Annotated in this window: 12 protein-coding genes; 5 read left to right on the forward strand and 7 right to left on the reverse strand. The window is 71.9% G+C overall.

Going from position 1 to position 13,631, the window contains the following annotated elements; translation table 11 throughout:
- Positions 1-38 precede the first annotated feature (38 nt).
- The 3 genes from ACLEQD_RS01310 to ACLEQD_RS01320 all read right to left on the reverse strand — a co-directional run bounded on the left by ACLEQD_RS01310 (position 39) and on the right by ACLEQD_RS01320 (position 3,600).
- Positions 39-1,247 (reverse strand): hypothetical protein, encoded by a 1,209-nt coding sequence (locus ACLEQD_RS01310; protein WP_410381097.1) that lies wholly within the window; start codon positions 1,245-1,247, stop codon positions 39-41.
- 17 nt (positions 1,248-1,264) lie between these two features.
- The gene (locus ACLEQD_RS01315; RefSeq protein ID WP_410381098.1) at positions 1,265-2,527 is read right to left on the reverse strand and encodes a hypothetical protein; all 1,263 of its coding nucleotides are present in this window, start codon (positions 2,525-2,527) and stop codon (positions 1,265-1,267) included.
- A 332-nt stretch (positions 2,528-2,859) separates the two neighbouring features.
- Complete coding sequence (locus tag ACLEQD_RS01320) at positions 2,860-3,600, reverse strand: SDR family oxidoreductase (RefSeq protein WP_410381099.1); 741 nt, start codon at positions 3,598-3,600, stop codon at positions 2,860-2,862.
- A 153-nt stretch (positions 3,601-3,753) separates the two neighbouring features.
- Between ACLEQD_RS01320 and ACLEQD_RS01325 the strand changes: the two genes are divergently transcribed.
- A complete protein-coding gene (locus ACLEQD_RS01325) occupies positions 3,754-4,692 on the forward strand; it encodes an AraC family transcriptional regulator N-terminal domain-containing protein (RefSeq protein WP_410381101.1) in 939 nt (312 codons plus the stop codon).
- A gap of 97 nt (positions 4,693-4,789) precedes the next feature.
- Positions 4,790-5,542 carry a hypothetical protein gene (locus tag ACLEQD_RS01330; RefSeq protein ID WP_410381103.1) on the forward strand — a complete coding sequence of 251 codons (753 nt, stop codon included), beginning with the start codon at positions 4,790-4,792 and terminating at the stop codon, positions 5,540-5,542.
- 7 nt (positions 5,543-5,549) lie between these two features.
- Here the strand turns inward: ACLEQD_RS01330 and ACLEQD_RS01335 are convergent, their stop codons facing one another.
- The 3 genes from ACLEQD_RS01335 to ACLEQD_RS01345 are packed head-to-tail and all read right to left on the reverse strand — an operon-like array spanning position 5,550 to position 7,348.
- A complete protein-coding gene (locus ACLEQD_RS01335) occupies positions 5,550-6,128 on the reverse strand; it encodes a hypothetical protein (RefSeq protein ID WP_410381104.1) in 579 nt (192 codons plus the stop codon).
- Positions 6,129-6,160: 32 nt separating this feature from the next.
- Positions 6,161-6,763: a hypothetical protein gene (locus ACLEQD_RS01340; protein ID WP_410381106.1), complete on the reverse strand. Its 603-nt coding sequence runs from the start codon at positions 6,761-6,763 to the stop codon at positions 6,161-6,163.
- A 48-nt stretch (positions 6,764-6,811) separates the two neighbouring features.
- Entirely contained in the window at positions 6,812-7,348 is a 537-nt protein-coding gene (locus tag ACLEQD_RS01345; protein WP_410381107.1) for a hypothetical protein, read from the reverse strand.
- A 272-nt stretch (positions 7,349-7,620) separates the two neighbouring features.
- On the opposite strand from ACLEQD_RS01345, the gene ACLEQD_RS01350 reads away from it, so the two are divergent.
- The 3 genes from ACLEQD_RS01350 to ACLEQD_RS01360 all read left to right on the forward strand — a co-directional run bounded on the left by ACLEQD_RS01350 (position 7,621) and on the right by ACLEQD_RS01360 (position 12,926).
- Entirely contained in the window at positions 7,621-10,260 is a 2,640-nt protein-coding gene (locus tag ACLEQD_RS01350; RefSeq protein WP_410381109.1) for a M16 family metallopeptidase, read from the forward strand.
- Between the two features lie 298 nt (positions 10,261-10,558).
- Positions 10,559-12,106, forward strand: coding sequence for a hypothetical protein (locus ACLEQD_RS01355; protein WP_410381110.1), 1,548 nt, complete (start codon positions 10,559-10,561; stop codon positions 12,104-12,106).
- A gap of 61 nt (positions 12,107-12,167) precedes the next feature.
- Positions 12,168-12,926, forward strand: a complete 759-nt coding sequence (locus ACLEQD_RS01360; protein WP_410381112.1) for a DUF1338 domain-containing protein — start codon at positions 12,168-12,170, stop codon at positions 12,924-12,926.
- 69 nt (positions 12,927-12,995) lie between these two features.
- On the opposite strand, the gene ACLEQD_RS01365 is transcribed toward ACLEQD_RS01360, so the two are convergent.
- Positions 12,996-13,631 (reverse strand): hypothetical protein (locus tag ACLEQD_RS01365; RefSeq protein WP_410381114.1); only part of this gene is annotated, 636 nt, incomplete at its 5' end.

Raw genomic sequence — 13,631 nt, forward strand, 5'->3', positions numbered from 1 at the left:
GTCCCGGGCAGGTGTCCCGGGACCGCGGCGTGGGTCCATCAGGGGGCGTTCGTGCCCAGGTCCTCGAACTGGAGGGTGTAGTGGCCCTCCACCCAGCGCGTCGGGACGACCGGACTGATGTTCACGCGCACGAAGTGCGTGGCCTGGGACGCCGTGAAGACCGTGACGGTGCGGTCGCTGCCCGACGGCCCCGGGGAGGTGCTGCCCGGCTCGATGTTCCAGACCTCGCATTGCTTGTTACCGTCGATGGTGCAGGACACCCGGTAGGAGTGACCGGCCACGACGCCCAGGGAGAAGACGTCCTTGTCCGTGAAGGTCTCCATCTTCGCCTGCACGGACGCCGTGCCCGCCGCGAGCACGGTGGCGGTCTCCACGGTGTCCCCGTGGTCCTCCGCCCCCATGTCCTTCAAGACGCAGGTGTAGGGCTGGGTGGAGGTGTTGTCCTGCTGGTCCTCGATGAGTGCGTAGAACACGCCCCCCGGAGACTTGAAGGCCGTGGCGGCCTGGGTCTCCTCGGTGGCGAAGTTGTCCGTGGGGCCGTAGTCCTGCCCGCGCGAGTTGAGGATGGCGAGCTCCCAGTAAGGGGTGGGGAAGGTGCACTCGAGCGCATAGACGTTGCCCGCCACCGTCTGGAAGGAGAGCAGATCCCGCTCGCCCCAGTGCTCACCGGACCCCGTCAGGACCTGCTCCGAGGGCGTCCAGGGCGTCGCCGTGGCATAGAGGTCGCCGTGGTCGTCCGGGCCCATGTCCACGAAGCGGAAGGAGAAGGGCGCCACGGGGGCCTCGGAGTACTCGGAGTACCACGTGACCTCCACCGTATGGACTGCGCCCCCCGTGAGCCCGGACCAATGCCACGCATGGGGGGTGGAGCTGACGCCCCGGTTCGGGATGCCGTAGTCGAGCGACTTCCCTGCCCCGTCCCGCAGCTCCAGGACGTAGCCATCCGAACCGGTCTCGACGATGAGGTCGTAGTGGTGCCCGGCCTGGGGCACGAAGGCGAACCGGAGTGGTGTCTCCACGCCATCCCACGCAACGCTGTGGACCTCCGTCTCCGACGGCGTCAGCAGCGTATGGCCCTCCGGGATGACCACCGTCGAACCGGCATCCGGGCCCGCATCCGGCTCGGTGACGGTCCCGGCGTCCACGCCAGGTCCCGCGTCAGGTGAGGGGTTGGCGTTTGAATCACAGGCGCCCAGCGCGAACAGACAGGCGCCGAGCATGAAGGCAGACAGGAGTTGTTTCATCACGGGCAGGGTTGGGGTCATCAGGGGGTCAGCGCTTCGAACTGGAAGGTGTAATCGCCCACGTTCTCTTCGACCCTCCCATAGAGCTCGATGAAGTAGGTCCCCGTCCTCGGGGCCGTGAAGTCCTGGACCCAGCGCGAGCCGACCTGCGTGCGGGGCGCCTCCTCCGAGAAGCCATCCGCGGCGGTGATGAGGGAGAGCACCTGCCCCTGGCCTTCCCTCCACGGCGAGCTGAACTGGTAGTGCTGACCGGCGGTGGCCTGGAAGGAGAAGACGTCACGGTCGATGCGGGCGGTGAAGTGGGCCTGGATGGTCCGTGGCGGCGCCGGGAGCGGCGTCGCCGTGGCCGCGGTGTCGCCGTGGTCATCCGCGCCCAGGTCCTCGAACTGGAGGGTGTAGGGGAGATCCACCCACCGGGCCGGAGCGGCGCGGGGGCCATTCGTCCACACGTGATGAGTGGACGCCAACGCCTTGAAGGACACCTGGGGCTGCGGCTCGGGCTGCTCGAACCCGTTCTCCACATGGACGCTGCAAGGCGTTGAGCCCTCCAGGGTGCAGGACGCCCGGTAGAAGTGCCCGGGCAGGACGCCCAGGAGGAAGGCGTCGACGTCCTCGACGAAGTCGAGCTCCCCCGGCACGGACGCCGTCCCGAGGGGCAGCTCGGTCGCCGTCTCGACCCTGTCTCCATGGTCCTCCGGGCCCTGGTCCTTCAACAGGCAGCTGTACGGTTCGGAGGACGGAGCCGGGCCCCGGTTCTGGATGGCGACGAGGTGCGGCCCGCCTGGGGACTTGAAGGCCGTGGCCTGCGTCCGCTCGAGCAGGACATCGTCCACGACGCTGTAATACCGCCCGTCGAGGTTGAAGAAGGTCAGCCTCCAGCCCTCGGTCGGGAAGGTGCAGTCGCTGGCGTAGACGTGGTCCGCCAGGGTCTCGAAGGAGAACACGTCCTGTTCACCGGAATGCTCGCCCAGGCCCGTCCGGGGCTGCGCCAGGGGACCCCACGGAGTCGCCGTGAGAGGCAGGTCACCATGGTCATCCAGGCCCTGGTCCACGAAGCGGAAGACCAGCGCATCCCCTCTTTCGGAATAAAGCTGCCTGAGCTCCACGGTGTAGACGGCCCCCTCCGTGAGTCCGGACCAGTGCCAGGTGACGGGGGTGTTGGTCGTGTAGTCGAGCCGGTCGAGCAGGACTCCCGCCGCGTCACGCAAGAACAGCAAGAAGTCAGGCCTCCGCCCCTCCGTGGTGAAGTCATAGTGCCGCCCGGCATGGGCCACGAAGGCCAACTGAAGCGACCTCTCCTCCCCGGGATCCCCGGACCAGGCAAGGGTCTGGCTCTCCGACGAAGGCGTCAGCAGCGTATGGCCCCCCGGGATGACCGGCGGCGGTTGTTCCACCGTGCCGGCGTCCGAGCCCGCATCCGGGCCAGAGCCAGCGTCCACGGTGCTGCCCGCGTCAGGGGCGGGCTCGTCACTGGAATCACAGGCAGCCAGCGAGAACAGGCAGGCACCGAGCATGAAGGCAGACAGCGGGCGTTTCAGCATTGGCATTGGATGGGCTCCCCCTCTGAACGACGCCCGCCACCCTATACGACGGCTGACACGCCGCCAATCCACTATCAGTACGGACTGGACGTGGGGCGGATGATGATCTCACTCACGTCCACGTCCGCGGGCTGGCTGATGGCGTAGCCGATGGCGCGGGCGATGGCGTCCGCGGGGATCGCGTCCTTGCGGAACTCGCGCATGTACTCGCGCGACGCCGGGTCGCTGATGCTCTCCGCCAGCTCCGACGTGGTGACTCCCGGCGAAATCACCGTCACCCGGAGGTCCGCGCCCACCTCCTGGCGCAGCCCCTCGGAGATGGCGATCACCGCGTACTTCGTGGCGCAGTAGACCGCCGCCGTCGGAACGACCGAGTGCCCTCCAATGGAAGACAGGTTGATGAACTGTCCCGACTTCTGACGCTTCATCACCGGCAGCCCCGCCGCGATGCCGTGCAGCACGCCCCGGATGTTCACGTCGATCATCCGGTCCCACTCGTCCACCTTCAGCTCGTCCAGCTTCGACAACGGCATCACCCCCGCGTTGTTGATGAGCACGTCCAGCCGCCCGTACTCCTTCAGCGTGAAGGCCACGAAGGCGTCCACGTCCTCGCGCTTCGTCACGTCCAACGCCTTGTGGCGAGCCTCGCCGCCCTTCGACCGCAGCTCGCCCGTCAGCGTCTCCAGCCGGTCCGTGCGGCGCGCGCCCAGCACCACCTTGGCGCCCTGCGCGGCGAGCAGCCGGGCCGTCGCCTCGCCAATGCCGCTGCTCGCTCCGGTGATGGCCACCACCTTGCCCTGGATGTCCGTCGTCATCGTTTCGTCCTCGCTTGAAGGCCCGGCACGAAGGGCGCCGGGGATGAACGCACCCTCTCAAGGAGCGCGGGGACGGCGGTATCCGGATGCTCGCGGACTCTTGCCCATTCCTGCACGAGCACCCGGTCCGGACCGGGGTTAGAACGGGCGTGCATGCCGACGATCCGTCCCGACTCCGCCCTGGGCCCGCACCTGTCCGAGCTGGCGACGCTCCTGGAGCGCCACACCCCCACGGACGGCATCCACGCCACCGCCATCCCCCGCGTGGTGCTCATCCGCGCCTCCCGGCCCACCACGCCGCTGCACGCGTTGCAGGAAGCGGCGCTCTGCATCGTCGCGCAAGGCCGCAAGCAGGTGCTCCTGGGCGAGGAGCTGTATGTCTATGGCCCGGACCAGTGCCTCGTCGCTTCGGTGGACCTGCCCATCACGGGGCAGGTGGTGGAGGCCTCGCCCGCCGCGCCCTACCTGTGCTTCCGGCTGGACCTGGAGCCCGGGCAGCTGGGCAGCCTGATGATGGAGGCGGAGCTGGACGCGCCCGGCCCCGCGGACATGGTGCGGGGCCTGGCCTTGGGCCCCGTGGGCGCGCCGCTGCTGGACGCGACCGCGCGGCTGGTGCGGCTGCTGGACACGCCGCGCGACATCCCCGTGCTCGCGCCGCTGGTCATCCGAGAGATCCTCTACCGGCTGCTGTCCGGGGAGAACTCCGAACGGCTGCGGCGCATCGCCGTGGCGGACAGCCGCCGGGAGTCCGTCACCCGCGCCATCCACTGGCTCAAGGAGCACTACACCGCGCCGCTGCGCATCGAGCGGCTGGCGCGCGCCGTCCACATGAGCCCGTCCGCGCTCCATCACCACTTCAAGTCCGTCACCGCGATGAGCCCGCTGCAGTACCAGAAGCAGCTGCGGCTCCAGGAGGCCCGGCGCCTGATGCTGGCGCAGGCCATGGACGCGGCGATGGCCGGCCACTCCGTGGGCTACGAGAGCCCGTCCCAGTTCAGCCGCGAGTACAGCCGGATGTTCGGTGCGCCACCTTCGCGTGACATCGCGAGGCTGCGCGAGTCCCTGGGCTCCGCCCCGGCGGCGGCGCGATAGCACCCCAGTACCAATGGCGGAGGCGGCGCATCGTTTCCACGTTGTGCCCCCCTTCCGGGCCATCGCGCTGGAAGGCATGCCCGTGGGGAGGGCCGCGATGTCTTCTGGTGAAGAGGGTGACTGGGGACTGAAGCACACGGCGACACGGCTCAGCGTCGAGGAGCTGGAGCAGGTGGCCCGGGAGGAGTTGTTCCGTCACTCGCCCTTGCCGCCTTCCGGCAGCGCCGTGAGGTTCCTGCGCGTGAACCTGATGCGCATCGCGGGGCACCTGGGGGAGCTGCACCTGCCGGACTTCAAGGAGGTGGTGGGCAGTGCCCTCCAGGCCGCGGATCACCCCACGCCCCTCATCTTCGTCGCCCAGCTGCGGGAGCGGCTCGCCTTCGAGCGGACCAGCTCGCGGCTCTACGCGGGCCTGCTGGTGAAGACCCATGCCCTGGGCAGCTACCCGGGCGGCCCCACGCCGGAGCGGCTGGTGGAGCTGCACAACCAGGAGCTGGACCACCTGAACCTCATCCGTGAGTGCCTCTACCGGCTGGGGATGGACGCGGCCCAGCTGACGGTGCCCGGGGACGGCGCCGACCCGCGGACGCATGGGCTCCTGCGGGCCGTGGACGACCCGTGCGCCACGCTCCAGGACGCGCTGCGCGCGGTCCTCATCTCGGAGATCCTCAACAACGCCGGCTGGGCGCTGCTCGTGGACCTGGCCCAGGAGCTGGGACCGCCCGACCTGGTGGACGCCTTCCGCGACGTCCTGCGCGAGGAGACGCTGCACCTGGAGGAGGTCACCGACTGGGTCGCCAACCTCCCGGAGGACCTCCGCGCCGCCGCCGCGCGGGTCTCCACCGGGTGAGCGGCGCTCAGCGGGACACCGGCCGCCTCCGCGCGACCCGCTCCCGCACGGTGGCGATGAAGCCCGCCTTGTCCGCGCTTCCCTTCACGCCGTCGAAGTCCAGCTCCAGGTTCTCCGCGACGGCGCGGAGGTATTCCAGACAGGGCTCGTCCGGGGGATGCTTTCCTTCCGCGAACAGCGGATGGCAGTTGGAGCAGTAGTTGACCACCCAGACGCGCTCGTCCTCCGGAACCACCAGCGAGACGGGGTTGCCGTCGCTCTCGTCCTCGTCGAACGGCTCGATGCGCCAGACGCCCGTGGCGTCGTCGTCATCCATGAGCAGCTGCCGGTAGTTGAGGCTGGGGACGAACTCCCATTCGCCCCAGTCGTAGCCGAAGGGCTGCGTCCGCGTGCGCCGGGCGCGGCCCCGGGCCTCCTCGAAGGCGTCGGCGTCCTCCGGGGCCTCGGCGGCGGCGAAGAAGAACAGGTCCAGGATGGCCTCGTCATCGCCCATGCCGTCCTCCTCGCACTCCTTGCCGGTCTTCTCACCGCACGCGTACGACGTGGGAGGACCGCAGACGCTGCATCGGTAGTCGTGGACGCCCATGGCCGGAAGGTTAGCAGGCCGCGCCGCGCGGCTCAGTCGTCGTCATCGTCGTCGTCCCAGCCCCCACCGCCGCCGCCGCCCCAATCGCTGTCGTCGGTGTAGACCCGGTCCGTGATGTTGAAGGTGCACGTCAGCTCGCCGCCGTCCTCATAGCGGTAGACGAAGCGGCCCTGGGCCTCGCCATCCCCCTGGACCAGCCGGTCCAGCGTCAGCGTCCCCTCCACCGGAACGCCGGACGCGGCGGGAAAGCCGTCCGTGGCGGGGCCCACGTGCGCGCGCCACTCGCGGATCCGGGACGGGTCCTCGGCCACCAGGGCCTGTCCCTGGCGCAGGAGCTTCAGCGTCGACGCCCCGGCGGTCACCGTGGGCTCTCCGGGCATCAGGATGTCCACGCCGAAGCCCGCGAGCTCGGGGGCGCCGTCCGGCGTGTACGCCAGGCTGAGCTGCGTGCCCTGCGTCCCGTCGTAGTGGGAGTACGCGGACATCACGGCGTTCGTGTCGATGGGCCACACCACGCTCTGGGCGCCGTGGGAGCCCCGGCATTCACCCTCGGGTTTCGGAACGGAGTCACAGGCGGCAGTGGACAGGGCGCACGCCAGCAGCGGCAGCGCGGTGCGGGACAGGAGTCGAGGCATCCGCCCATCCTAACCAGGCCCCCCACCCGTCCCGTCAGTCCCACCGCGTCATTCGCTGGAGGCTTCAATCACCTCGAAGGTGCACGTCAGCGCGCCGCCATCCGAGTAGCGGTAGAGGAAGCTTCCCTCGGCGGCCACCCCCGACAGCTCGTCCAGCGTCACCGAGCCCTCCACCGGGACCCCGGGCGAGGCGAGGTAGCCGGACGCCCCGCCGATGTTCCCCACCCACCGCGTCACCAGCGACGGCTCCTCGGGCACCAGCTGTCCCTCCCGCGGGCGGAGCCCCACCGTCCGGTCCTCCTCCACCCGGGCGCCCTCCACCAGGTGGATGTCCACGCCGAAGCCCTCCAGCACCGGCTCGCCGTCCGGCGTGTAGTCCAGGTCGATGAAGGTGTCGGGCAGCGCGCCCTGCGCGGAGCGGTGCGCCAGCGAGGACTCCTCCCGCAGAGGCCAGTGCACGCGCCGCCCCTGATGCGTGCCCACGCACTCGCCCGAGGCCCTGGGCAGGGTGTCGAGCCAGTAGCAGGAGGAGACGCAGAGGGCGCAGGCCAGCAGCGGCAGCACGGTGCGCGGCGGACGGGACATGGCCCGCATCCTAGCCGGAGGACCGTGGCCACGACGGAGCCCGGGCTCCCTGCAATTCCTGCCATCCCCTGCTGGGAAGGGGGGGAGGGTGACGAGCCCGTGGCGGGAATGCTATGAACCGGCCGTCGTCTGCCTTTGCCGCTCCGGCCTGTCTTCCGTCAGGCTTTGTCTCCCCGGCCATTCACACCTGCATCCATTCATTTCCCGCCCGGGGGGAGGCGTGGGGCCGTGCGCCCCGCGTGGGCTGCCTCCGGGTCCGTACCTGGAGTCGTATGTCTTTCCTGTCGGGTCCCTTCCGCGCGTCGCGCCTGGCCGTGGCCGCGCTGACCTCCCTGTCCCTGACGCTGGGCGGTTGCGCCACGCTTCCGCCGCGCGGGCAGGTCGTCATGCGCGACGTGTCCTTCCCCCTGCGCGACTTCCGCATGCCGTCCGGCCTGCGCGTGGTGGTGGAGCGCGACGCGCGCTCGCCGGTGGTGGCGGTGGTCGCCGTGGTGGGCGCGGGCAGCTCCAGCGATCCGGGCGGCAAGGAGGGGCTGGCGCACCTGGTGGAGCACCTGGCCTTCCGCGCGCGTCCCGCCAACGGCCCGTCCGTGCGGGCGCGGCTCAACGCCTCCGGCGCGGGCCACTCCAACGCCTCCACCAGCCTGGACTACACCGCCTATGAGGAGGTGGCCCCCAAGGAGTCGCTGGCCACGCTGGTGAAGCTGGAGGGCGAGCGGCTGTCGTCGCCGCTCTCCAACGTCAGCCCGGAGGTCTTCGCGGTGGAGCGCGAGGTGGTGCGCAACGAGCTGCGCCAGCGCAACGAGACGGGCTACGTGGGCCAGGTGTACAGCTGGGTGCACGCGGCGTCCTTCCCGGCGGGGGACCCGTACTCGAGGCCCGTGGCGGGTTCGCACGAGTCGCTGTCCGCCCTCACCCTGGCGGACGCGCACCGCTTCGCGCGCGCCCACTACCGTCCGGACAACGTCACCCTGGTCATCTCCGGGGACGTGGACCTGGCGGAGGTGGAGGCCACGCTCCAGCAGAACCTGCCGTCCGCGTGGGTGGGCACCGGCGCCCCGCTGGCCCAGGACGCGCGCATGCCCGCGAAGCGCGCGGAGCCCCCGGTCGCGCCGGTCAGCAAGACGCTGCCGGTGTACGCGGCGGCGGTGCCGTCGCCGGAGCTGTACCTGTCGTGGGTGCTGCCGCGCGCCTTCGACGAGGCCAGCGCCCTGCACGACTTCGTGGAGGTCAGCCTGGACAACAAGCTCTGGGAGGCGGTGCGCAACGACGGCGACATCGCGGGCATCTCCACCAGCCTGGTGCCCGGCACCCGCGCGTCGCTGCTCATCGTGCGCGTGCACCTGTCGCGCGGGGACCACCCGGAGCGCTCGGCGGAGAAGGTCCTGGACCAGGTCTACAAGACGTGGACCGGGGAGATTGAAGCCGGCAACGTGCTGGGCCAGGAGTTCAACTTCCAGTCCCTGCGCCGCCAGGTGGTGACCAGCATGGTGCTGGAGTCGGAGCGGCTGCTGGCGCGCACGAAGAGCCGCGCGCTGCTCACCCACTTCACGACGGACGTGCGCTCGTACACGCGCTCGCAGATGGCGCTGATGGGGCTGGACGGCGGCAAGGTGACGGACTTCGCGTACCAGTGGCTCCAGCGCGACCGGGCGCACGCCCTCCTCGTGCGGCCCGGGGAGAGCGCGGCCCCGACGGCGGTCCCCGTGCTGGCGAAGCTGCCCGGCGGCGAGCCCGCGGTGGAGGGCGGCGAGCGCGTCACGCCGTCCATGCTGACGGCCACCACGGCCCCGGTGCAGGTGCTGAAGCTGGAGAACGGCATGGAGGTGCTGCTGGTGCCGCGTCCGGGCCTGCCGGTGGTGCGGGTGGGCGCGGCGCTGGGCGGCGGGACGGCGCACGGGGAGAAGCCGGGCGTGGCGGACCTGGCGAAGTGGGGCGCCTTCCGCGAGTCGTACTTCGAGGGCCACCTGAGCGACTGGGGCCTGCACTCGGGCACCCGCACGGAGCTGGACCACGTGCGCGTGGACATGGCCGGCACGGCGGGCAACGTGGGCAACATGCTGGCGATGCTCGCCGAGGACCTGTCCACCACCCGCACGTCGGAGGACGTGGTGCGCTACTGGCGCGAGCAGGTGCAGCCGTGGCGCGAGGCGGTGGACACGCGGCCGGAGGTGCTGGCGCACCGGAACCTGATGCACGCGCTCTACGGCACGCACCCCTACGCCAACGAGGCGACGGGCGCGCAGATGGGCAAGGTGTCCTGGTCGGAGGCGCAGGCGTGGCTGGAGGACGTCTACCGCCCTGGCAACACGGTGGTGGTGGTGGCGGGGGAGTTCGACGTGAAGGAGGTCGAACCGCTGGTGCGCAAGTACCTGGGCGACTGGAGCCGGGGCAAGCCGCAGCCGGTGGCCGTGCCGCCGGCGCCGGTGCTGCCCGCCGCGTCCGCGAACGTGAGCACGCTCTTCACCGCGCGCCCCGGGGCCTCCCAGGGTCAGGTGCAGCTGGCCTGCCGGCTGCCCACGGCCACGCCGGAGCTGGAGGCGCGCTACGCGCTGATGGCGGAGCTGCTGGAGGTGGCGGTCTACGAGCGGACGCGCTCCGGGACGGGGGCGTCGTACGGCTTCGGGGCCCAGCCCTGGGTTGGCCGGGGCGGCGCGGCGCACCTGCTGCTGGAGGGCAGCCTGGACGCGCAGCGGCTGAGCGAGGGCGTGGGGTCGCTGCGTGAGACGCTGGCGGCGTTCTCCAAGGAGGTGTCCGCGCAGGACCTGGAGCTCGCCCGGGCGCGGCTGCTGGCGCAGCAGGCGGTGTCGTTCATCTCCACGGACGCCTGGGTGACGGCGCTGCTGCAGGCGCGCGTGCGCGGCTTCCCGGTGGAGGCGCTGGCCCAGCGCCCGCGCACCTCCAGGCGGTGACGGCGGACGCGCTGAAGCAGGAGTTCGCGGGCTGCCTCCAGCGCCTCGTGGTGAGCGTCACGGGGGATGAGGCGCCCAGCCGCGCCGCCCTCCAGGCGGTGTCGGTGCCGTAGCGGATGCCCTCCCGGGGCGCGGAACGACGCCCCCCGCCCCGGGAACCCTTCGCGCCAACCTGTCCGACAGTCGGACCGGTTCGCGACGCATGAACCCGGGGGCGGTGGCCCCCCCGGGCAGGCGAAAGGACCGGCGGGCACGACCCGCCGGGCCGCGTGCCTCCGTATGAGGAGGCATGCGAGCCATGGACCTCCGTCGGACGCGGTACCTGCTGGGCGCCCTGCTGTCGTGGGGCGCCTCCGCCTGCCACGGAACGGACGGCACCGCGTCGCCCTGCGAGGGCGCGGACTGCGCGGTGCCCGGGCTCACCCGGGCGTTCGAGCAGGGCACGCCGTCCTCGGCGGTGAAGCCGCGCACGGGGTTCGGTGGGCTCAAGGTGCGGCGGGCCTCCGGACGCACCTTCGTGCTGGAGACGACGCGGGACGCGGAAGGCCGGGACACCCGCCGGCTCACCGTGTCCGCCCGGGACGGCACGCCGCTGTGGCGGTTCGACGCCGCGGCGGGAGAGCTCCTGAGCGACTTCACCGTGCACCCGTCCGGGGAGTGCACCCTGGGCGTCGAGCGCACCAGCGCGACGGCGGAGGCCTTCGACCTGGTGCGCCTGTCCGCGGAGGGGCAGGTGCTGTCGCGGCAGCCGCTGCCCGCGCCCGCGACGCTGCCCGGCTCCGACCTGGGAGGCACCCTGCCCTCCCCGGCGTTCCGCATGAAGTCCCCCTGGGTCCACGCCCTCACCGACGGCTGGCTGCGCACGGAGGCGCGCGGCGAGGACGTGGCCGTGGCCTTCCTGTCGCTCGTGGCCGTCCCGGAAGGCGGGCCTGACACCCAGGAGCTGGCGTCGGGGCTGATGACGCTCCAGTGGACGGACGGGCGCTACCGCGAGCAGTGGACCCGCGTCGTCGACGGACGTCACTCCACGCAGCCGGCCGCCTGGGCGTACGACGAGTTCCGCTGGCGCGAGGCCGCGCTCCGGCCCCTGCTCGCCGTGGACGCGGAGGGCCAGCTGGCGGTGGGCCGCACCTGGAACAGCTCCCGCTGCATGGCCTCCAGCCGCACGTTCAACGACTTCACCTCCGTGCACTGCCGCTCCGGTGAAGACGTCACCAGCCCGGTGGACACCGAACGCCAGCCCTTCGCCGTGACGGCCTTCACGCCCGTGGGGACGCGCGTCGGCACGCACGTCTTCGTGCCCACCCGGGCGGCGGAGTTCGTCGTCTTCGACATGGCGGTGCGCGGCGGCGAAGTGGCGCTCGCGGGCACCGTGGTGACGGAAGCGGCGGATGGCACCATCGCCTGGTACCCGTCCGCGCCGGGCATGCAGGACCGGATGACGCCCTACGACGGCTACCTGGGCGTGTGGGCGCTGGACTCGGGCGCCCTGCGCTTCGAGCACCGCGTGGACACGGGCCGCGCGGACCACTTCTCCGCGCTGCGCTGGACGGACGCGGGGCTGGTCGCCGTGGGCGCCTCCGGGTGGGACCGGTGGGACGGCGGGATGAGCATCTCGCGCGGCGCCGGGGCCCTGCTCGCGCTCGCGTCCGCCGACGGCCAGACGGTGCGCACGCAGCGGCCCGGCCCCGAGGGACAGGACCGCCACTTCCACCTGCTGGGCGTGGACGCGGACGGGGACTCGCTGGTGGCGGTGGGGCTCGCGGAGGCGCCGATGACGCACTCCGGAGACGGCGGCCACCTGGAGGCCATGACCTTCGGCGGGCTCGGCGTGGAGCTGCGCTGAACACGCGCCGGCATGCCGCGTGGCCCTTGAGGGGAGGGACCCGCGGCATAGGATGCCGCGCATGACGACCTCCGCCTCCGACGCCTCGCGGCTGCTGGACCTGCTGTGGGAGCGCTACGCCTCCGAAGTCCCCTTCGCGCGCACCTTCGTGGCGCTGTCCGGAGGACGCTTCCGCAACGACCACGTCGCGTTCCGCACGCTCGCGCGGCCGGAGGGAGGCATCGCCCTCTTCTCCCGCGTGTTCGAACGGCTCGGCTGGCGGCCGGCCGGCGCGTACACGTTCCCGGACGCGCACCTGTCCGCCATCTACCTGGCGCACCCGGAAGGGCTGCCTCGCGTCTTCCTGTCCGAGCTGAAGTCGGAGGAGCTGTCGCCGCGCGCCCGCGAGCTGCTCGCCGCGCTGCCGGTGGATCCGCCGCCGCCGGAGGACGTGGAGGCGCTCGCGGCGTGGTTCACGGCGCCGCCGCCTCCGGACGAGGCCGCGCTGCTGGAGCTGGAGAAGGAGACGCAGTACGGCGCTTGGCTGCTGGCCTTCGGCCGCAAGGTGAACCACTTCACCGGCGCGGTGGATGACGTGGAGGCGTGGCAGCGGCGCATGCGCGAGGCGGGCGTGCCCATGAAGACAGACATCGAGGGCGCGCCCGGCACGTCGCTGAGGCAGACGGCCACGCACGCGGCCCCGCTGCCCCTGACGCTCCGGGGCGGAGGCACGCGCGCATGGCCGTATGCGTACTTCGAGATTGCCCAGCGCTCGGGAGGGTTCGACGGGTTCCTGGGGCCGCAGGCCCGCGCGCTGTTCGACATGACGAAGCGGGGCTGAGGCTCGCGGCCCGGGGGACGTTCGGGGGAGGGGTTCGGGAGGTCCCCCGGACCGCGACACCTCGTGAGGCTAGTGGCGGCCGCCGCCGCGCTCGCAGCGGTCGGGCAGGCTCAGCTCCGCGCCATCGAGCGTGGCGTCGCCGCACTCCGGACCGAAGACGAGCACGTGGCTCTCCCCGTCCGCGGTGGTGCGCGTGAGCGTGCCGCCCGTGGGCCAGGGGCACACGTCGCGCGACGGCCGGACGATGCCCGCCAGCATGACGGTGCCCTGCGTGCCGTCGAGCGCCGTCTCCGTGTACGCGCCGTCGATGGTGCGCACCGGCGGCGTGTCGGGGGAGAACGCGACGGACAGCGAGCCCTCCAGCCGCACCGACTTCACCACCGTGCCGTCCGCGTCCGTGCGCGTGCGCATCACGTCCGCCTGCGTGCTCTTCTGGCGGGGCGGAGCGCCGTCCACCAGCTCCGACGTGGAGGCGGTGGTGCCCTTCACGGTGGAGACCTCACCGTCGGAGTTGATGCTGGAGACCTCGAAGGTGACGGTCTGGCTCTGGGTCACCGCGCCCGTGCAGTCCGCGGTGGCTTCGTACGCGTTCACGATGTCCACCGTGCCGCTGGAGGGACCCCGCGGGCCCGGTCCGCCCGGCCTGCCGCCGCCGTCGAAGGACGGGCCGCGCACCGGCGAGCCCGCGCCCTCCTGCGGGGGAGG

Source organism: Corallococcus sp. 4LFB, assembly GCF_046520365.1.
Taxonomy (GTDB): domain Bacteria; phylum Myxococcota; class Myxococcia; order Myxococcales; family Myxococcaceae; genus Corallococcus; species Corallococcus caeni.